Below are 20,377 nucleotides of genomic sequence, written 5' to 3'. Positions count from 1 at the left end.
CGGGGCGTCGAACGGGTCCGGGCGGGGGGCCGAGCGGGGTGTGGGGCCGCTGCGCGGCGACCGCCGGAGCGGAGCCGCGCATTTTCTCCCGTCCGCACGGACAACAATCCCGCCATACGGACGTCTGCCCCTTAACGGTAGGGATGCGGCGAACTACGCTGGGTTTACTGAGGTTCTCGGCAGGAGGCATATTCCTCGGAGCTCGGCCATATGCGTGTGCGGCCGGAGTGCCGGGGTCCGTCCCTGGGGAGAACACGGTACGAATGCCGCGCGCCGCAACGGTGACGCGGCTGCCGTCTGTGTGTCGAGGGGTGGCGCATGTCCAGGGAGCAACGCGGACCGAACGAGAAGCTCGGAACCGTTCTCGCCCTCGCGGGAATCAGCAACGCCGGGCTCGCCCGGCGGGTCAACGACCTCGGGGCGCAGCGCGGTCTGACACTCCGGTACGACAAGACCTCGGTGGCCCGGTGGGTCTCCAAGGGCATGGTGCCGCAGGGCGCCGCGCCCCATCTCATCGCGGCGGCGATCGGCGCCAAACTCGGCCGCCCGGTACCGCTGCACGAGATCGGGCTCGCGGACGCCGATCCCGCGCCGGAGGTCGGGCTGGCCTTTCCGCGCGATGTGTCCGAGGCGGTGCGTTCGGCCACCGAGCTGTACCGGCTGGATCTGGCCGGACGACGGGCGGGCGGCGGCGGGATCTGGCAGTCGCTGGCGGGCTCGTTCTCGGTCAGTGCGTACGCGACACCCGCGTCCCGCTGGCTGATATCCCCCGCCGATCCGTCGGTGGCGCGCGACTCGGCAGCCGCCGAGGCGGCGATCCTCGGCACCCGGAACACAAGGGGCGCACACCCCGGTGCAGGGGCGCAGAGGACGCCGTCCATCCCCGCCCAGCCGGGCCCGGAGACCGCACCCACAAGCGCGACGGCGACAGCGGGCACGACTACGAGCACGACCGCAACCGCGAGCGACGTCTCCCCGCTGCGGGTCGGCCACAGCGATGTCTCCAAGCTGCGCGAGGCGGCCCAGGACGCCCGCCGCTGGGACTCCAAATACGGCGGCGGGGACTGGCGTTCCTCCATGGTCCCCGAGTGCTTACGGGTGGATGCCGCACCGCTGCTGCTGGGTTCGTACAGCGACGAGGTGGGCCGGGCGCTCTTCGGCGCGGCGGCCGAACTGACCAGGCTCGCCGGCTGGATGGCCTTCGACACCGGCCAGCAGGAGGCCGCCCAGCGCTACTACATCCAGGCGCTGCGCCTCGCGCGGGCCGCGGCCGACGTGCCGCTCGGCGGCTATGTGCTCGCCTCGATGTCGCTGCAGGCGACGTACCGCGGATTCGCCGACGAGGGGGTCGACCTCGCGCAGGCCGCCGTCGAACGCAACCGGGGGCTCGCCACGGCCCGCACCATGAGCTTCTTCCGCCTGGTGGAGGCCCGCGCCCATGCCAAGGCGAGCGACGCATCGGCCGCAGGGGCCGCGCTGAAGGCCGCCGAGGGCTGGCTGGAGCGGTCCAGGGACGGCGATGCCGACCCGTCGTGGCTGGGCTTCTACTCGTACGACAGGTTCGCGGCCGATGCCGCGGAGTGCCACCTCGACCTGAAGGCGCCCCGGCAGGTCCGGCGCTTCACCGAGCAGGCCCTGTCCAGGCCGACCGAGGAATTCGTCCGCTCGCACGGGCTGCGGCTCGTGGTGTCCGCGGTGGCCGAGCTGGAGTCGGGAAATCTGGACGCGGCCTGCGCGGCGGGCACCCGGGCGGTGGAGGTGGCCGGCCGCATCTCTTCGGCGCGGACCACGGAGTACGTACGGGATCTGCTCCACCGGCTCGAACCGTACGGGCACGAACCGCGCGTCGCCGAGCTGCGCGAAAGGGCCCGGCCTCTGCTGGTGGCGCCCGCGTAGCCCCCCGCGCAGCCGGATCGCGCAGAACGCTTCCTGCACCTCCCCCCACGGCGCCCGGCAGCCGCCAGGCGTAAGGATTCGGCGCCACGCTGGGCTTCGCTGGTTTGAGTGCGTTGTCAGTGGGTCAGTGCACTATCGGGGTGGGAGGTGGCGTGATGATGACGCACGCGGCGTACGACTGCGATGTGCTGGTGATCGGCGGCGGGATCGTCGGTCTGTCGACGGCGTATGCCATCACGCGCACCGCTCCGGGCGTCCGGGTCACGGTGCTGGAGAAGGAGTGGGGCCCCGCCCGTCACCAGACCGGGCGAAACAGCGGAGTGATCCACAGCGGCATCTACTACCGCCCCGGCTCGCTCAAGGCCCGGTACGCGGTGCGCGGCGCCGCCGAGATGGTCGACTTCTGCGCCGAGCACGGCATCGCGCACGCGGTGACCGGCAAGCTGATCGTGGCGACCGAGCGCTCCGAGCTGCCCCGGCTGCACGCCCTGGTCCAGCGCGGCCGGCAGCACGGGCTGCCGGTGCGCGAGCTGGGCCCCGCCCAGATCGCGGAGTACGAGCCGCAGGTGCACGGACTCGCCGCGATCCATGTCGGATCGACCGGGGTGTGCGACTTCGGGGCGGTCGCGGCGCGGTTCGCCGCCGAGGTCAGCGGGGCGGGCGGAGTGATCCGTTACGGGGCGGAGGTCACCGCCATCGACCGGCGCCCCTGGGGTGTGGCGGTGCGTACGGCGCACGGTCCGGTGGTGCGGGCCCGGGTGCTGGTCAACTGCGCGGGCCTGCACAGCGACCGGATGGCGCGGCTCGCGGGCGACGACCCGGGGGTGCGGATCGTGCCCTTCCGGGGGGAGTACTACGAGCTGGCGCGGCCGGAGCTGGTGCGCGGCCTGGTCTATCCCGTGCCCGATCCGGCGTTCCCGTTCCTCGGCGTGCATCTGACCCGAGGCCACGACGGCAGCGTCCACGTCGGTCCGAACGCGGTGCCTGCGCTGGCCCGCGAGGGGTACGGCTGGCCGGTCGTACGCCCCCGTGAGCTGGCGGACACCCTGTCCTGGCCCGGCACCTGGCAGATCGCGCGAAGACACTGGCGGTACGGGGCGGGCGAGGTGCACCGCTCGCTGTCGAAGCGGGCGTTCACGGCGGCCGTGCAGCGGCTGCTGCCCGAGGTCACGGAGTCCGATCTGAGACCGGCCCCGTCCGGGGTCAGGGCCCAGGCCGTACTGCGGGACGGCACCCTGGTGGACGACTTCCTGATCCGCGAGGCCCCGCACACCGTGCACGTACTGAACGCTCCGTCGCCCGCCGCGACGGCCTCCCTGCCCATCGGGCGGGAGGTGGCACGCAGGGCCCTGCTCCGGGCAGGGGGGACGGGGTGGAAGCCGCCCGCCGTAGAATCGGGGCATTGTGTCTGAGTCCTTGAACCCCGCAGATCCCGCCGCAGGTCCCTCCGGAGATCCCGCCGCGACCTCTCCCGCGAGCTCTTCCCCGAGCCCTGCCACGACCTCTTCCGCGAACCCTGCCGCCCCGGCGCCCGGGGCGGCCGCTGCCGGGATTCCGGACGAGTTGCGCGCCGCCTCCTTCGAGCGGCAGCGCAGGCTGCGCCAGGAGCCGCGCTTCCCCGGCGGACCCGCGATCGACCCGGCCGGATCGCACCACGAGCGCCGGATCCGCAGCTTCCAGCCGCGCCGCAGCCGCGTCACACCCGGCCAGGAGGACGCCCTGCTGAGGCTCTGGCCGAAGTGGGGCCTGGACATCGACGGGCAGCGCGTCCTCGATCTGCCCGAGCTGTTCGACGGGCTCCCGGTCGTGCTGGAGATCGGGTTCGGCATGGGCGAGGCCACCGCCCAGATGGCGGCCGACGACCCGGGCACGGGCATTCTCGCCATCGACGTGCACACCCCTGGCCAGGGCAATCTGCTCGGTCTCGCGGACCGGAACGGCCTGTCCAACATCCGGGTCGCCAACGGTGACGCGATCATCCTGCTGCGCGAGATGCTGAAGCCGGAATCGCTGGACGGGCTGCGGGTGTACTTCCCCGATCCGTGGCCCAAGAAGCGCCACCACAAGCGGCGGCTGATCCAGCCGGAGTTCCTCGATCTGGTGGCACAGCGGCTGAGGCCGGGGGCCGTGATCCACTGCGCGACCGACTGGGAATCGTACGCCGAGCAGATGCTGGAGGTGCTGACCGCGCACCCCCTCTTCGAGAACACCCAGGCTGACGGCGGCTATGCGCTGCGGCCTGCGTTCCGGCCGCTGACCCGGTTCGAGGGGCAGGGCCTCGACAAGGGCCATGTCGTGCACGACCTGCTCTTCGCCCGCCGCTGAGACCTGAGAGCTGAGAGCTGCGCGCCTGCATGTCTGCGCGCCGACGCCCCATGGCCAGCTGTCAGTGCTGCTGGTTAGGGTCATCGGGTGGTGTCCGACGGGTCTGTCCAGCAGCGACAGTCGCAGCCGGCCGTCCCGCTCCTCGAGGAGCAGCGGGTCGGCGAGATCCTGGCTGCCGTGCCGGAGCGCACGCACTGGCGTTACCGGCCGCGCCGCGTCGGCATGGTGTGGCGCAGCAGGACATTCCGCATCGCGGCCGTGTGCACGGTGCTCGCGCTGTGTGCTCTGGCGATCCTGGCCCTGGTCCGCGATCAGACGGGGACCGAGGGGTTTCTCGTGGGCCTCGGTCTCGCCGTGCTGCCCGTCCCGCTCCTGATGGCGGCGTTCCGCTGGCTGGACCGGGTCGAACCGGCGCGCTGGCGGAATCTGCTGTTCTCCTTCGCCTGGGGTGCGTTCGCGGCCGCCCTGGTCGCGATCATCGCCAATTCGTTCGCGACCCGCTGGATAGCCACGGCCACCGCCGACCCGTCGAGCGCCGACACCCTGGGTGCCACGGTCATAGCGCCGGTCATCGAGGAGAGCGCCAAGGCCGCGGCCGTCCTGCTGATCTTCCTGTTCCGAAGACGGGAGTTCAACGGGATCGTCGACGGTGTCGTCATCGCCGGCTTCACCGCGAGCGGCTTCGCCTTCACCGAGAACATCCTCTACCTGGGCACCGCCTTCGGCGAGGACCAGCAGATCGGCACCTCGGGTGTCGTCTCGGTGACCGCCGCGACGTTCTTTGTACGGGCGGTGATGTCGCCGTTCGCCCATCCGCTCTTCACGGTGCTGACCGGAATCGGCTTCGGGCTCGCCGCGGCCGGCGCGCGGCGAGCCCGGTTCCGCCGCATCGCGCTGCCGCTGATGGGTCTCGTCCTCGCCATGGGCATGCACGCCCTGTGGAACGGGTCGGCGTCGTTCGGCCCGTACGCCTTCTATGCCGTGTACGGGGTGTTCATGGTCCCGGTCTTCGGCCTGGTGACCTGGCTGGCGATCTGGTCGCGCCAGCGGGAGCTGCGTGCGCTCTCCGCCGAGCTGCCCGCCTACGCGGCGGCCGGCTGGCTGACCCCCGCCGAGCCGCTCGCCCTCTCCTCGATGCGGGCCCGCGGCATGGCGCGCGACGCGGCACGCCTACGACATGGCACCGCGGCGTGGACAAGCCCGTACGGACCGGCATACGCGCAGGCACACGTACCGGGACACATACCGGGATACGAGCCGGCATACGAACCACCGCGCGCACCGGGATACGCACCACCGTACGGACAGGGCTACGGACCGGGGTACCCGCCGGGCTTCGGGCAGGCACACGCGCCGCGGCGCGGTCCGTCGTCACAGATCACGGCGCACGCCAAGGCGCAGGCCAAGGCCCGCGGCAAGGCGGCCGCCCGCGCCGTCGCCGAGTACGAATCGTTCGCGACGTCCCTGGCCTCGCTGCGCCGGCAGGCCCGCCGCGGGGCGGCGGGCCCGGACTTCGCCGAACGCGAGCTGGAGCTGCTGCACCACCTCTGGCAGCGCAGGGACGTGGCCGCCCCTGCCCTGACCTACGCGGCGCAGGCGACGGGCCGCCTTCGTCCTCACCGCCTGCCAACACCCCCGTACGCGTATCCGTACCCGCGGCACGCTCGGCACGGCGGCAACACCGACAACACCGGCAACGGATTCAACCCTTATCTGAACCCGCCCCAGCCGCCCCAGCCGCAGTAGGGCCGTGGCTCAGCCGCGTCAGGCGGATGCCTCGGTGAGCTCCGCCAGTTCCTGCTCGGTCAGCGTGAGGTCGGCGACGGCCACCAGCGCGGGCAGCTGCTCGACCGTGCGGGCCGAGGCGATCGGCGCGGCGACGGTCGGCCGGGACGCGAGCCAGGCCAGCGCGACGGTCGCGACCTCCGCATCGTGCTCCTTGGCGACCTTGTCGAGTGCGGCCAGGACCTTCTGTCCCCGCTCCGACTCCAGGTACTGACCGGCCCTCTCGGCGCGTGCGCTCTCCACCGGAGCTCCCGGGCGGTACTTGCCGGTGAGGAAGCCGGCGGCCAGGGCGAAGTACGGAACGGCGGCGAGCCCGGACCGCGCGGCCGTGTCCTGGAGCTCGCCCTCGTACGTGTCACGGGAGACGAGGTTGTAGTGCGGCTGAAGGGCGACGTAACGGGCCAGCCCCTCGCGCTCCGAGAAGTCCAGGGACGCCCGGAGCCGCTCGGGGCTGATGTTGGAGGCGGCGATCTCCCGGACCTTGCCCTCCTTCACCAGGTGGTCGAGGGCGGTGATGATCTCCTCGACCGGGACGGTCTCGTCGTCGAAGTGCGTGTAGTAGAGGTCGATGTGGTCGGTACCGAGCCGGCGCAGCGACTCCTCGGCCGCGTCCTTGATGTTCGCGGCGGAGAGCCCCTTGTACGAGGGGTGGGCGCCGACCTTGGTCGCGACGACGATGTCGGAACGGTTGGAGCGGGCCGCGAGCCACTTGCCGATGACGGTCTCCGACTCACCGCCCTCGTTGCCCGGGATCCAGGCGGAGTAGGAGTCGGCGGTGTCGACGAAGTTGCCGCCCGCCGCGGCGTAGGCGTCCAGCACGGCGAACGACTGTGCCTCGTCGGCGGTCCAGCCGAAGACGTTGCCACCGAGGGCGAGTGGGAAGACCTGCAGGTCGGAAGTGCCCAGCTTACGAAGTGAAGTCATATGTGGATCAACGAACCCCGGCGGGACCGCTATTCCGTTCGCCCCGCCGTACGGGTGGCTGTGCCCCGTACGGGTGACTCCGCCGTACATACAGACCGGCAGCCCTGACGTCGGGGGGTGAGCGTCAGGACTGCCGGGGTTCAGCGGCCGGCGAACCGGCTCGGATCACTCAGATCATCATGCGGATCACGAGGGGGTCATCACGGGGTGAGGCCCTTGTCGCGCAGCCAGGCCATCGGGTCGATGCCCGTGCCGTCGGGGGTGTGGACCTCCAGGTGGAGGTGCGGTCCCGTCACATTGCCGGTCGCGCCGACCCGGCCGATGGTGTCACCGGTGGTGACCTTCTGGCCGACGCTGACGTCGATCGAGGACTGGTGGCAGAACCACAGCTCCGTACCGTCCTCGAGCTCCAGCACCGTGCGGTAGCCGTACGAACCGGACCAGCCGGCCGACTTGATGGTGCCGCTGTGTACGGCCTTGATCGGGGTGCCGGTCGGCGCCGCGAAGTCGAGGCCGGTGTGGTAGCCGGAGGACCACATCGAACCGGCCTGGCCGAAGGTCGAGGTGATCGTGTACGAGGAGGTCGGGATGGCGTAGCTGGCGGCGAGCTTGGCGAGCCGCTCGGCCTCGGCCTTCGCCCTGGCCGCCTCCTCCGCCTTCTTCTTCTCGGCGGCGGCCTTGGCCTCGGCCGCGTCCTGCTGCTTCTTGGCCTCGGCGGCGGCCGCCTCCGCGGCTTCCTTCTCCTGGGCCGCCTTGGCCTCGGCGTCGGCGGCGTCCTGCTGCTGCTCGGCCTGCTGGAGGATGCGGGCGCGGAGCGCCTCACCCGCATCCGTCGCGCCCTGCTCCGTCTCGGCGGTGGTGAGGCCGGCGGTGGTGAGCGGGGAGGCAGCCGCGGCCGCCTCGGCCTTGTCGGCCTCGGACTCTCCGGTGAACAGAGAGCCCACGCCGGGAAGGGACTTGGCGTCGGGAAGGTTGTCCGCGATGGAGTCGGGAAGGGATATGGAGACCGGCGGCTTGCTCTGCGCGGTGGCCATGCCGCCCGCGCCGACCGCCGCGATGACGCCGACCCCGAGCACCGTGGAGCTACGGGCGAGTCCGTTGCGCTGCTTGGCGACGCGGTGCTTGCCGCGTACGGGGCGTACGGACTCCTCGGTGGGGTTCCACTCGTCCCAGCTTCTGTCGGGCTCGCTGTTGCCGTCGGCGCGGAAGTCGCCGCCGAACTCACCGGCGAGCGCGCCGCCCTGCTCGGTGTCGTAATCGGCGCCGAACGCCGTTTCCGTCCCGGTGGTCGCGTAGTCCGAGCCGAAGCCGGTACCGAAACCGGGTCCCGTCCCGTAGTCGGATCCGTTTCCGGTTCCGTAGTCGGATCCGAAGTCAGCGCCGAAATCGCCACTGAACTCGGGGTTGAACCGAGAAGGGGCCTCGGAGGCAGGCTTGTTGGACGCCACGGGGGCGCACTCCTTTCCTTCCTTCTCGCCTACCGGGTTAGCTGACGGGTTCGGAGCAGGAAGGTCTCCTACGGGCCCCTCTGCCTCTCACGAGACACAGGTGTCCGATTCACCCCATGTAGGTGGTTCCCCGGTTCCCTTGCGGAATTCGGCGCTCGCGCACGGTGCCGCCACTGACGACGGCTGGGACGACCGCGCTGCGTTATCGAACGTTAATAGACACACGGGCCTGATTCCAAGCCGTTCCCACTGATCGTTCACGTCTTTGGCCCGGACTTTACGGGACATAACCGGCTGGAATCGGACGAGTTGATCGGCCCTCAGCCACTACCCGTTTTCTGACGTTGCGTCAAACGTTATGCGGAGCGGCGCCTCTCGGTTACGTACGGTGGCACCCCTCGTCCAGACGGTGGCATCCCTCGTCCGGGGCGACACCGTCCCGTACGAAGCACCTGCGCGCACACGAAGCACGCGGGCGCCCGAGCACCCCTCCCACCCCGCCCGTCACGTCTCTTCCCGGCCCACGATCCTCACGGTCCTGCGCCGGTCCGGCTGCCCCTCCACGGGACGTACGACCGCGAGCAGCGCCATGTCGTCGGTCGACTCTCCCCCCGTGTGCAGCCGTACGTCATCGGTGAGCGCGGACAGCAGTTCCTCGGGCCCGGGAAAGATCCGCCCGCGCAACCGGGCCGCAGGGTCGTAGAAGACCCCGTCGGCGTTCCGTGCCTCGGAGAGGCCGTCGGTGTAGAGAAGCAGCGTCGTCCCCGCCGGCAGGTCCCATTCGTCCGTCCGGTCGGGCCACACCCCCAGATCCATCCCGAGTGGCAGCGCGGGCACCGTGGGTGCCAGCACGTCCAGCGCCCCGTCCGAGTGCAGCAGGATCGGCTCGGGGTGACCGCGGTTGACGATCCGCACCCGGGACAGCCCGGGCGGGATCTCCGCCAGTACGGCGGTGATGAAGCCCTCGAACTCGTCGAGCCCGGCCCGCCGCGTCCCCTCCCGCGCCAGCGCCCGCTCCAGCCGCTGCGCCACGCCCTCCAGCGAACGCTCCTGCTCGGCGGCCTCCCGGAACGCCCCGATGACCACCGCCACCGACTCCACGGCGTCGAGCCCCTTCCCCCGTACGTCCCCGACCACCAGCCGCACGCCCTGCGGGGTGTCCGTCACGGCGTACAGGTCGCCGCCGACGAACTCGTCCGCCTGCGCCGCCTCGTACCGAGCCGCCACATGCAGCCCGCCGATCCGGTCGGACGGCTTCGGCAGCACCGCCCGCATGGCGGTCTCCGCGATGACCCGCGCGGAGGCCAGCTGCTGATTGCCGCGCCGCACGACCGTATTGATCACGACGGCGAGTACCGAGACGGTGGCCACGGTGAGCAGCTCGATCAGCGGCACGATCAGCGGCAACGAGTTGTTGTACACCCGCAGCACGGCGACGGCCACCATCGCGGCGACGCCGGTGAGGATGGTGCTGGCCAGCGAGAAGAACGGTGCGGCGATCAGCGGTGCCGCCACGAACAGCGGAATGGCGGTGAAGGCGGGCGGGGTGAGGATGTCGAAGGCCAGTCCGCCGAGGATCATCATGAAGGGCAGCAGGCGGACGAACCGCCGGGTACGCGCGACGTCACCCACTCCATGTCTGCCGCGCCGCTTCAGCCGCTTCCACACCTGTGGTCTCCTGCCCGGTACGCGCGCGGCTGCGGACGGTACCGCGCCCCACCCCCAGACTCGCCGGAGCGGAGCCGCACGGCGACTCCTCGTCGGCCAATGGGAGTACGTGTATGGCGCAACGCACACACCGCCCGGGCCTGCCCGTTCATGGACCCGCGGGCCCACCGACCCGGGCCGCGAAATGAATCAGACCCGGCACGCTGCGTGCGTGCCGGGTCTGACATTCTTCAGTAGCGGGGACAGGATTTGAACCTGCGACCTCTGGGTTATGAGCCCAGCGAGCTACCGAGCTGCTCCACCCCGCGTCGGTAAACACAACTCTACGGCATGTCCGGCGCACTCATGACCACTGAGCGAATCATGACCCCTGAAGCCCCCCGCCTCCCTCTCCTCTCCCTCTCCCTCCTCTCCTTCCCCTCCCCCTCAGTTCGTCTCGGTGATCCGGGGAGGGGCGGCCTTCCCGTCGACCACCGCCTGCTTCATCGGGCTCGCGCCGCGCTGGAGGGAGTGAAGGATCGCCAGTCCCTGGCTGACGACACCCGCCGCCATCTCGTTGACACCATTGGTGCCGTTGAGAACGGTGAGGTCGGCACCCGACATGCCGCGGGCGGCCGCGTCGGCCAGGGCGGGCAGGTTCTCCACGATGCGGTTGGCCGCGATGAGCTCCTGGTTGCCGTCGCGCAGCGAGGTGGCGCGCACGCTGTTGGCGTCGGCCTGCGCCTGGGCGAGGGTCCGCTCCGCGTACGCGCTGCCGTCGGCCTCGAACTTCGCCCGGTCACGGGCCGCTTCCGCGAGGGTGCGCTGGCGGTACGCCTCGGCGTCCGCCGGACGCCGGACCTCCGCTTCGAGCCGTTGCGCGGCGAGAGCCGCCTGCCGCTCGGCCAGCGCGGTCTGCTCCTCGATGACCTCCTGGGAGGCCCTGGCCTGGGCGAGCGGTCCGGCCTGGGCTGCGCAGGCGTTGTACTGCTCGGTCTCGGCGAGGAAACCGGCCCGCTTGATCGCGGTGTCCCGTTCGTACTCGGCCTTGAGCGCCGCGGCCTGCTGCTCGCGCTCGGCCGCTTCCTGGTCGGCCCTGGCCTGGGCGATCCGGGCCTGGCTGGCGACGGCGGCCGCGTGCGGGGCGGCGAGGTTGTTGATGTAGCCGGTGGCGTCGTCGATCTCCTGGATCTGGAGAGCGTCCACGACGATGCCGAGTTTCTCCATCTCGCCGTGGCTGCCCGCGATGACCTCCTGGGAGACCCGGTTCCGTTCCCGGATGATCTGCTCGACGGTCAGTCCGCCGATGATGGAGCGAAGGTGACCGGCGAAGATCCGGCCGGCGAGCTCCTCCATCTGTTCCTGCTCGGACAGGAAGCGGCGTGCGGCGTTGGCGATGGAGACGGCGTCGTCCCCGACCTTGAAGACGGCGACGGCCCGGACGTTGAGGCGGATGCCCTGCTGCGTGACGCAGTCCTCGGTGATCTCCGCTTCGCGCAGCGTCAGGGAGAGCATGCGCGCCTTCTGCTTCACCGGGAGTACGAAACTGCCGTGGCCGGTGACGATCCGGAACTGGGTGTCCAGCGTCTGCCCCTTGGAACCGGATATGAGCATCGCCTCGTTGGGGGCGGGAACGTGCCAGAAGAACATGAGAAGACTCCTGCCGTACGTGACTTGCCGTACGCGACCTGCTGACCGCTTCGGCTCAGGACGGCAGGCGTTCCACGATCACGCCGCGCGCCGAGACCGAGTCGACGACAACGACGCGTACGTCCCTGTCGATCGACGTCGCCGACCATGCGGTGTAGGCCTCCGACCCACCCCGTACGGCCACCAGTACCTCGCCCGGGCCATCGGGCGGAATCGGCACGGTGACACGCCCGATCGCCCCGACCGGGCTCAGGGCGGACTCATCCGCCGCGTGCATGCGCCCTCGCGAGCGTCCCTGCGTACGCCTGCTCACACCACTGCCCACGCCGCTTCATGAACACGAGGCGACCCCGCCTCCTGGAGGCCCGAACCTCCCTCGACATTTCCACGGTACTCCGCGCCCGCCCCCGGGGATCGCCCCTGTGGACAGTCCCGAACGACAACGCGCGAGGGTGAATTTGGGGTGATATGACTTATTTACCATTCAGCCAGTCGACGCGATGAAATCGCGGTGATCAGGGAGCCGACCGTGGACGATTACCCCCTGCTCAACCTCTTCTGGACCATGCTCTGGTTCTTCCTCTGGATCATGTGGCTGTTCCTGCTCTTCAAGGTCATCACGGACATCTTCCGCAGCGACGACCTCGGCGGCTGGGCCAAGGCGGGCTGGTTGATCGTGGCCCTGCTGCTGCCGTACCTCGGCGTCCTCCTGTACGTGATCGTGCGCGGCAAATCCATGGGGAAGCGGGACATCAAGGAGGCGCAGGAGCGCGAAGCGGCCTTCAAGGCGTACGTACGGGAAGCCGCAGGCACCCACGACGCGCAGGGGCAGGGCGCGAGGGGGCAGAAGCAGGGCGGCCATGTCGACGACCTGGCGAAGCTTGCCGAGCTGAAGGACAAGGGCGCCATCACGGACGAGGAGTACCAGCGGGCGAAGACGAAGCTCCTGGTCTGAGCACCCCGGTTGTCTCTCTCCTCGCGGTCCGGCGAACTGGCACGGTTCCCGGACCGCGGGAAGGCTTGAGACATCACCTCAGGGAGATGGCCGGACCATGAACGGGACCACGCTCGAAACCCTGGACGCGATGCGGAGCGCGCTGCGCGGTCCCGTCATCGGTCCGCAGGACCCGGAGTACCGGACCGCCCGCACGGTCTACAACGCCATGATCGACAAACGTCCGGCGGCCGTGGTGCGGTGCAGGGACACGGCGGACGTCATGGCCGCCGTCGACTTCGTCCGGGACGAGGGTCTCGTGCTCGCGGTCCGCGGCGGCGGGCACAGCGGGGCCGGCCTGTGCCTGGTGGACGACGGCGTCACCATCGACCTCTCGCCCATGCGCTGGGCGCACATCGACCCCACCGCGCGTACGGCGATGGCCGGCGGCGGAGCCACCCCCGGCGACCTCGACCATGCCGCGCACGCCTTCCGGCTGGCCACCCCCGCCGGAATCCAGTCGACCACCGGCCTCGGCGGCCTCACCCTGGGCGGCGGTCACGGCCACCTCACCCGCAGATACGGCCTGACGGCCGACAATCTGCTGGCCGCGGACGTGGTCCTGGCCGACGGCACCGCGGTGACGGCGAGCGGCACCACCCACCCCGACCTGTTCTGGGCGCTGCGCGGCGGGGGCGGCAACTTCGGCATCGTCACCTCCTTCACCTTCCAGATGCACCCGGTGGGCACCGTGGGCGTCGCCATCACCCTCTGGCCGGTCGACCGGACCCCCGACGTACTGCGCTGGTACCGCGACTTCCTGCCGCAGGCCCCCGAGGACCTGAACGGCTTCTTCGCCGCGCTCACCGTGCCGCCCGGTCCGCCGTTCCCGGAGGAGATCCACGGTCAGAAGATGTGCGGCGTCGTGTGGTGCTGGACGGGCGACCCCGGCCTCCTCGAAGCCACCCTGAAACCCGTGTCCGACCCCGGCCCGCCCGCATTCCACTTCGCGGCGCCGATGCCCTACACCGCCCTGCAGTCCATGTTCGACGAGCTGCTCCCCAGCGGCCTGCAGTGGTACTGGCGCGGCAACTTCTTCGACCGGATCACCGACGACGCCATCGCCGTACACGCCAAGTACGCCGAGAACCTCCCCACCGACCTGTCGACCATGCACCTGTACCCGGTCGACGGCGCCGCCCACCGACCGGGCCCCGACGACACGGCCTGGGCCTACCGGGACGCGATCTGGTCCGGCGTCATCGCGGGCATCGACCCGGACCCGGACAACGCCCAGAGTCTGAGGCAGTGGTGCGTCGACTACTGGGAGGAGCTGTACCCGCACTCCATGGGCGGCACGTACGTGAACTTCATCGGCGCGGGCGAAACCCCGGACCGGGTACGCGCCACCTACCGCGACCACTACGACCGCCTCGCGGCCATCAAGCGCACCTACGACCCGTACAACTTCTTCCACACCAACCAGAACATCGAGCCGGCGGACGGGAGTGTCGCAGCGTCTACAGTCCTGTAGACGACCTATGTTGCGCAGACGGATGCCACCGGTGAGCGCCGGTCCGTGATGAAGAAGCTCCCCGAGGTCACGCTCGCCTTCTGGATCATGAAGATCGCCGCCACCACGCTCGGCGAGACGGCCGCGGACCTGTTCTCCCAGACGCTGGAACTGGGCTACTTCCTCACGACCATCGCGCTGTTCCTGGTGTTCGTGATGACGCTGGCGGTGCAGCTGCGGTCCAGGCGCTACAACCCGTTCCTCTACTGGACGGTCATCCTCTCCACGAGCATGGCCGGCACCACCATGTCGGACTTCATGAACCGCGACGCCAGTTCCGCGTACCTCACTACAGGCACTTCCTCGCTGGGCCGGGGCCCGCAGGGCCTCGGCCTGGGCTACCCCGCAGGCGCCGCGATCCTGGTCTCCCTGCTGATCGCCGTCTTCATCGCCTGGAAGCCCACCGGACAGACCTTCGCCATCCGCGACATCGTCAACTTCCGCGGCGAGGCCCTCTTCTGGTCCGCGATCCTGGTGTCGAACACGCTCGGCACGTCCATGGGCGACTTCCTCACCAAGCCCGCCACCAGCGGCGGCCTCGACCTCGGTACCCCGGGCTCCTCGGCGGTACTCCTGACCGCCCTCCTCGGCCTCATGGCCTACGCCCACACACAGGAACGCAAAACACCCCGGAACGACGAAGCGCCCCGCCCGGCAGAAACCGGATGAGGCGCTTCCCAGCAGGTCGGAGGGGATGATCCCCGCCCCCGCCACACGTAGGCCGTGTGGGACTCGAACCCACAACCAACGGATTAAAAGTCCCGGCAGGGTCCTGCCGGGACTTCCGCCAGCTTCCACGCTGGTCCAGAAATGCCTAGTCAGAGGCATGTCGCATGCTGGCCGGTCCAAGGTTGTGTGCGCCATGTCAGCACGTCCGCTCACGCATCGCTCACGCATCCAGGCCCCGCTGAAGACGACCGAGCCAGCACACCTTCCAAATGTTCATCAGGGATCCGAGGTGGGTCGGTGGGCGTGCCGACCTGGAGCGGAGAGGTCGGCAGGTGGGTTCCTCAACGATCCCGGACACCGGTGGATGGGACCAGAACTGAGACCGCGGCGCGGCCGGAGCCTTGCCGGTCAAGAGCAGACAGCAGTCAGCCGTGGCGGGTTCGAGTTTGAACCAGCGGCCCTTTGTCCCGAATGAGGTTCGGCGAAGATCGTGACCTGCGAGGAAATCCCGGGCGCTCCGGCGCGCGCTGGCAATGCATGCCGTGGAGAGGGCAGTTGCCACGTTGACGCTCATTGTGTTCATCAGGCCACCCTGGTCCCTGGATCGTCACGCAGGTCCTATCTGGCGGCGCTTGTGCCCGGCCTGCGGTGTGTCAACCGCACGAGCCCCCGCGTGTCCTGAGCGATCATCCGCATGGCCAGACGTGGCGACTGCGGTGTTCGCGGCGTCGAGGCTGCGCGTAACGGCGCTGGTCGGAGCGGGCGAGCCTGGCTGGAGCGGGGCCGCCGCACACCCCTTCCGTGACCGAGGCCGACTATCTCTCCGCCTGGGTAACGGAAATCTATGTCGGCCAGAGTAGACATTGGGTGGTGGTGTGGTTATGGTTTCTCTCGTAGCCCAGAGAGACAGCAGGGCCCGGCAGAGACGAACTGCCGGGCAGCAGTAACCGTAGTTGCAGTTCGCAGGACGGTGCGGTGGTGGAGTTCCGAAGCCAGGGTTGTTGCAGGACGGCGACGGGACTGGCGACCGGACCGGGTGGCCCGCAGTGATCAGGGGCCGCCGTGAGCAGTACCCGCAAGTGCAGTACGCAGCAGTGAAGTCAGTGAGCAGCACCTCGGTGAAGGCGTCGGCTGCGGACGCGCGCACCGGGAGGTTCGGCAGTGGGGTTCTAAGCCAGAGCAGATGCAGGACGGGCGACGGGGCTGGCTGTCGAAAAGTGGCGCTGGCACAGGCCACAGAGCAGTACGCAGGAGAGCAGTACCAGCAGTAGGTAAGTGATGATCCCAGAGGGAAGAACGGAGGAGCCAGGCGCCATCAGGATCGCCCGGGTGGAAGTTTTGAGCCCGGGTACCGCAGGACATCGATAGCGAGGTGGTCTCCGGTCAAGCAACCGCGATCCCCGCACCCCCGACAACTTCCAGGTCGGGTCAGCGGAAATAGAAGGCCGGCGCAGTATCAGGGTCGGCAGATGGTGTAGCAGTTCCTTCGGGGCTCGGGTGCCGTACGGCACCCGAGCCCCTCCACGCGTTCCACAGAGAGGTGCAAATGACAGCAGACGACTCGTTCGGCCGTCTCAACGACGACGACTACCCTGCCTACACGATGGGCCGGGCCGCCGAGATGCTCGGTACCACACAAGGTTTCCTCCGCGCCATCGGAGAAGCCCGCCTGATCACCCCGCTGCGTTCCGAGGGCGGCCACCGGCGCTACTCCCGCTACCAGCTGCGCATCGCCGCACGCGCCCGCGAACTCGTCGACCAGGGCACCCCCATCGAGGCCGCCTGCCGCATCATCATCCTCGAGGACCAGCTCGAAGAAGCCCAGCGCATCAACGCCGAATACCGCCACGCCGCCGAATCAGAGAACCCGACGACCGCGGGCTGACGCGTGGCTTCTGGGTCAACTGCCTTGACCAGGATGCTCCCTTCGCCCACATCTTCGTCGTGGGCGTTCTGCTGCGGCGGAGGAGCCAGGGTGACCGCCTCCGTCTGCCGTATGTCGTAGGACGCTTCATCGGCAGGAAGGTGTGAGGCAAGGGCCGCGGGAACTGTGAAGTGGTTTGACGCGCAGAACGGCTGCGGCTTCACCGCCCGGACAGTGGCGGCTCGGACGTGTTCGCCCACCGTACGGCGATCAGCCCGCGCGCGGAGCGTACTGCTGCCCCGGGCAGGTCCTGCTGTCCGACTGGTTCGCACGAACGGTGGGCGTCGGCCGCCTTCAGTCTCAGTCCATGGTGGTGGGATCTGGGGCACTCGTGAGAGCGCCGCGCAGCAGCGCTGCGCTGATCTGCGTCGGGACCCGTATACGGGCTGATGGGCCGCCGTAAACGACGACCGCTCTTCCTGGAACGCTGTGTTCCGGGTGGATCAATATCTATGACCGCGAGACGAGAGTTTAATGTGCCGCGCGGACAGTGTGTTTACTGCAACGGGAAGAGCGGAATTATTGACCGTACGCAGGCCGCTACCGCATGCTACTGTCGATCTCAGTTGCAGTCGTGGTTCCCAAAAACCTCAACGCCTTTCGTCGGCATTTTTAGCCGCAGGGAGCGTTTTGTATTTCCGGTCATCTCCGGGCGGGGCATCATCGCGGCGACCCGGTATCCGTGGATTGCGGGTTCCGGCGTACTGCCCCACAAGGAGATATGACATGGCGTCTGGCACTGTGAAGTGGTTCAACGCGGCCAAGGGTTTCGGCTTCATCGAGCAGGACGGTGGCGGCGCTGACGTGTTCGCCCACTTCTCGAACATCGCCGCTCAGGGCTTCCGTGAGCTGCTCGAAGGTCAGAAGGTCACCTTCGACATCGCGCAGGGCCAGAAGGGCCCGACGGCTGAGAACATCGTTCCTGCCTGACGCTGACGCGCACTTCGTAGCTGGGGCCCGCATCCCTCGGGGTGCGGGCCCCAGCTACGGGCATTCCCCGGGGCTTCCCTGTGGGGCAACGACGCCCGCAGATCCCTCTCCAGGAATGCGGACCTCTTTGAAGATGCACCCGTAGACGTCCGGGATCTCACGTCCGCATGACGTCACCCATTTCATCGCCTGCACTTGCACCGGATTCACCGCGGGCCAGATCTGCTTTCGCATTTCGTTCGGCTCGTTCTTGTGATTCCCCGCGCTGTTCTTCTGCTGCGAGAATTCCTTGATACGTGCCGTATCAAGGAAGGTTCTGAATGAACCCCTCACGTACGAACAACCGCTCCTCCCGCAGCCGTACCGGCGGTCCCGCCTTCGGCTCCGGCGCCGGTTCGCACCGGGGCAACCGCTTCGGCACGCCCGCCCCGAGCCGTTCCGGAGGGCCGAGCCGCCCAGGCGGCCGCGGCCGGCGGCCCGCGGCGGCCTCGGGCGAGTTCGCCCTGCCCAAGACGATCACTCCCGCGCTGCCCGCCGTCGAGGCGTTCGCCGACCTCGACATGCCCGAGCAGTTGCTGGCCTCGCTCACCGCGCAAGGCATGAGCGTCCCGTTCCCGATCCAGGGCGCGACCCTGCCCAATACCCTCGCGGGCCGCGACGTCCTCGGTCGCGGGCGCACCGGCTCCGGCAAGACCCTCGCCTTCGGCCTGGCCCTGCTGGCCCGCACCGCCGGGCAGCGCGCCGAGCCCGGCCAGCCGCTGGCCCTGATCCTCGTGCCGACGCGTGAACTGGCACAGCAGGTGACCGACGCTCTTACCCCCCACGCACGCTCGGTGAGGCTGCGCCTGGCCACTGTCGTCGGCGGAATGCCGATTGGCAGGCAGGTCAGCGCGCTGCGCCGTGGTGCCGAAGTCGTCGTCGCGACGCCGGGCCGCCTCAAGGACCTCATCGACCGGGGCGACTGCCAGCTGAACCAGGTCGCGATCACCGTCCTGGACGAGGCCGACCAGATGGCCGACATGGGCTTCATGCCACAGGTCACCGCGCTCCTGGACCAGGTCCGCCCCGAGGGCCAGCGGATGCTGTTCTCCGCCACACTCGACCGCAACGTCGACCTCCTGGTCCGCCGCTACCTCACCGACCCGGTCGTCCACTCCGTCGACCCGTCCGCAGGGGCGGTCACCACGATGGAGCACCACGTGCTGCATGTCCACGGCGCCGACAAGCACCGGATGACGACGGAGATCGCGGCGCGCGAGGGCCGGGTGATCATGTTCCTGGACACCAAGCACGCTGTCGACCGGCTGACGCAGAATCTGCTGAGCAGCGGGGTGCGGGCCGCCGCCCTGCACGGCGGGAAGTCGCAGCCGCAGCGCACCCGGACCCTGGCCCAGTTCAAGACCGGGCATGTCACTGTGCTCGTCGCGACGAACGTCGCGGCGCGCGGTATTCACGTCGACAATCTCGACCTCGTTGTCAACGTCGACCCGCCGACCGACCACAAGGACTACCTCCACCGCGGCGGCCGTACCGCGCGGGCCGGCGAGTCCGGCAGCGTCGTCACTCTGGTCACCCCCAACCAGCGCCGCGACATGAGCCGCCTCATGGCAGCCGCCGGCATCGTGCCGCAGACCACTCAGGTCCGCTCGGGCGAGGAGGCACTCAGCCGGATCACCGGCGCCCAGACCCCCTCCGGCATTCCCGTGACGATCACCACGCCGGTGGCCGAGCGACGTCAGCGCAGCCGGAGCGCGGCCTCCCGCGGTCGACGCAGCCCCGCTTCGACTGCCCGGCGCACGATCGTGCGGCAGTCCTCTTTCGACGCGGCGGCCTAGAACTCTTGATCAGGAAACTGGCCCATCTCTGCAGGAGGCACATCTTGGCACTAGTTCAGATGCAACCCCGCCCGGCGAGCGCCACCCCCGCGCACAGGACAGTGGCCGACACCATGGACACGGCCGGACCGCAGGTCTGCGACGACATGACCATCGAAGTCGCCCTGGCCGTCATGACCAGTGCCCGCACCGAGCACCTGCTCGTCTGCGACAACGACGGCCTGTGCACCCAACTGGTCACCCAGGCCCAGCTCGCCGCGGTCCGTGACAGCCCCGCGTACACGGACCGGGTCCAGCTACGCGACATTCTCGACAACCGCGGGCCGTTCACCTCACCCGGTACCACGATCACCGAAGCCCAGCACGCGATGCGCGGCCGCCGGCCCGGTGCCCTGCCGGTCGTCGACGAGCAGGGCAGCGCTCCGGGCGTCCTCGCCCTTGCCCTTGCCCACTGAACCGCCTCACCGCGGCGAAACCATTCCCCTTCATTCTTCTCTCTGTGAGGCATCATGCGCTGCGTCATCGCCCGCTTCCCGTTCGACCTCACCAAGAGCGGCGTCCTGGAATCCATGAAGGGCATCAAGCCCGAACAGGTCATCGGCGAGTCCGTGATCATCGGCCGCCGCACCTACCCCGTCAAGCAGGTCGGGCAGGTCATCACACGCCAGGACCGCCGCGATTTCAGCGCCGGCGAAATCCTCCGGGCCATGACCCAACTCGGCTTCACCTGCCCCGGCCTTCCCCACACCGCCGCGCCCACACGCGTCCTCAACCCGTTCCAACAGGCTTCCGCGATGCTCGGCGCCCCTGCCGCCGTCTGACCGACGCGCAGGCGCA

At 69.5% G+C, this 20,377-nt stretch carries 17 protein-coding genes, 1 tRNA gene and 1 riboswitch; of the genes, 12 read left to right on the top strand and 6 right to left on the bottom strand.

The features are described from left to right. Positions 1-318: 318 nt before the first annotated feature. From OG507_RS21940 to OG507_RS21925, 4 genes are all read left to right on the top strand, one after another. Positions 319-1,896 carry a sporulation protein gene (locus OG507_RS21940; RefSeq protein WP_327368889.1) on the top strand — a complete coding sequence of 526 codons (1,578 nt, stop codon included), beginning with the start codon at positions 319-321 and terminating at the stop codon, positions 1,894-1,896. A gap of 155 nt (positions 1,897-2,051) precedes the next feature. Further along, entirely contained in the window at positions 2,052-3,308 is a 1,257-nt protein-coding gene (gene lhgO / locus OG507_RS21935) for an L-2-hydroxyglutarate oxidase (RefSeq protein ID WP_327368888.1), read from the top strand. Between the two features lie 139 nt (positions 3,309-3,447). Further along, the gene (trmB, locus tag OG507_RS21930) at positions 3,448-4,221 is read left to right on the top strand and encodes a tRNA (guanosine(46)-N7)-methyltransferase TrmB (protein ID WP_442811109.1); all 774 of its coding nucleotides are present in this window, start codon (positions 3,448-3,450) and stop codon (positions 4,219-4,221) included. 90 nt (positions 4,222-4,311) lie between these two features. Then, on the top strand, positions 4,312-5,967 hold the full coding sequence (locus OG507_RS21925; protein ID WP_327368886.1) for a PrsW family intramembrane metalloprotease: 1,656 nt from the start codon (positions 4,312-4,314) through the stop codon (positions 5,965-5,967). A gap of 18 nt (positions 5,968-5,985) precedes the next feature. Here the strand turns inward: OG507_RS21925 and OG507_RS21920 are convergent, their stop codons facing one another. The 6 genes from OG507_RS21920 to OG507_RS21895 form a co-directional block, all read right to left on the bottom strand. Beyond that, positions 5,986-6,930: an aldo/keto reductase gene (locus tag OG507_RS21920; RefSeq protein ID WP_327368885.1), complete on the bottom strand. Its 945-nt coding sequence runs from the start codon at positions 6,928-6,930 to the stop codon at positions 5,986-5,988. Positions 6,931-7,130: 200 nt separating this feature from the next. Next, positions 7,131-8,378, bottom strand: coding sequence for a M23 family metallopeptidase (locus OG507_RS21915; RefSeq protein WP_327368884.1), 1,248 nt, complete (start codon positions 8,376-8,378; stop codon positions 7,131-7,133). Positions 8,379-8,389: 11 nt separating this feature from the next. Next, a riboswitch (cyclic di-AMP (ydaO/yuaA leader) is annotated at positions 8,390-8,542 on the bottom strand. A gap of 340 nt (positions 8,543-8,882) precedes the next feature. Further along, on the bottom strand, positions 8,883-10,046 hold the full coding sequence (locus OG507_RS21910) for a PP2C family protein-serine/threonine phosphatase (RefSeq protein ID WP_327368883.1): 1,164 nt from the start codon (positions 10,044-10,046) through the stop codon (positions 8,883-8,885). A 234-nt stretch (positions 10,047-10,280) separates the two neighbouring features. Then, a tRNA-Met gene (locus tag OG507_RS21905) sits at positions 10,281-10,354 on the bottom strand. Between the two features lie 118 nt (positions 10,355-10,472). Next, positions 10,473-11,675, bottom strand: a complete 1,203-nt coding sequence (locus OG507_RS21900) for an SPFH domain-containing protein (protein ID WP_327368882.1) — start codon at positions 11,673-11,675, stop codon at positions 10,473-10,475. A 55-nt stretch (positions 11,676-11,730) separates the two neighbouring features. Next, positions 11,731-11,952 (bottom strand): hypothetical protein, encoded by a 222-nt coding sequence (locus tag OG507_RS21895; RefSeq protein WP_327368881.1) that lies wholly within the window; start codon positions 11,950-11,952, stop codon positions 11,731-11,733. A gap of 252 nt (positions 11,953-12,204) precedes the next feature. Here OG507_RS21895 and OG507_RS21890 point away from each other — a divergent pair, with 252 nt between their 5' ends. The 8 genes from OG507_RS21890 (at position 12,205) to OG507_RS21855 (ending at position 20,361) form a co-directional block, all read left to right on the top strand. After that, complete coding sequence (locus OG507_RS21890) at positions 12,205-12,630, top strand: SHOCT domain-containing protein (RefSeq protein ID WP_327368880.1); 426 nt, start codon at positions 12,205-12,207, stop codon at positions 12,628-12,630. A 97-nt stretch (positions 12,631-12,727) separates the two neighbouring features. Beyond that, the gene (locus OG507_RS21885) at positions 12,728-14,143 is read left to right on the top strand and encodes an FAD-binding oxidoreductase (protein WP_327368879.1); all 1,416 of its coding nucleotides are present in this window, start codon (positions 12,728-12,730) and stop codon (positions 14,141-14,143) included. Between the two features lie 48 nt (positions 14,144-14,191). Beyond that, positions 14,192-14,851, top strand: coding sequence for a hypothetical protein (locus OG507_RS21880; RefSeq protein WP_327372049.1), 660 nt, complete (start codon positions 14,192-14,194; stop codon positions 14,849-14,851). A 1,546-nt stretch (positions 14,852-16,397) separates the two neighbouring features. Beyond that, positions 16,398-16,736: a MerR family transcriptional regulator gene (locus tag OG507_RS21875; protein WP_266359503.1), complete on the top strand. Its 339-nt coding sequence runs from the start codon at positions 16,398-16,400 to the stop codon at positions 16,734-16,736. Positions 16,737-17,501: 765 nt separating this feature from the next. Further along, positions 17,502-17,705 carry a cold-shock protein gene (locus OG507_RS21870; protein ID WP_030304224.1) on the top strand — a complete coding sequence of 68 codons (204 nt, stop codon included), beginning with the start codon at positions 17,502-17,504 and terminating at the stop codon, positions 17,703-17,705. Between the two features lie 320 nt (positions 17,706-18,025). Next, the gene (locus OG507_RS21865) at positions 18,026-19,540 is read left to right on the top strand and encodes a DEAD/DEAH box helicase (protein ID WP_327368878.1); all 1,515 of its coding nucleotides are present in this window, start codon (positions 18,026-18,028) and stop codon (positions 19,538-19,540) included. Between the two features lie 44 nt (positions 19,541-19,584). After that, entirely contained in the window at positions 19,585-19,995 is a 411-nt protein-coding gene (locus tag OG507_RS21860) for a CBS domain-containing protein (protein WP_327368877.1), read from the top strand. A gap of 54 nt (positions 19,996-20,049) precedes the next feature. Continuing rightward, positions 20,050-20,361: an SCO5918 family protein gene (locus OG507_RS21855; protein WP_327368876.1), complete on the top strand. Its 312-nt coding sequence runs from the start codon at positions 20,050-20,052 to the stop codon at positions 20,359-20,361. Positions 20,362-20,377 lie beyond the last annotated feature (16 nt).

This window comes from Streptomyces sp. NBC_01217 (assembly GCF_035994185.1).
Taxonomy (GTDB): Bacteria; Actinomycetota; Actinomycetes; order Streptomycetales; family Streptomycetaceae; genus Streptomyces.
This window is presented reverse-complemented; position numbering and strand designations above follow the sequence as displayed.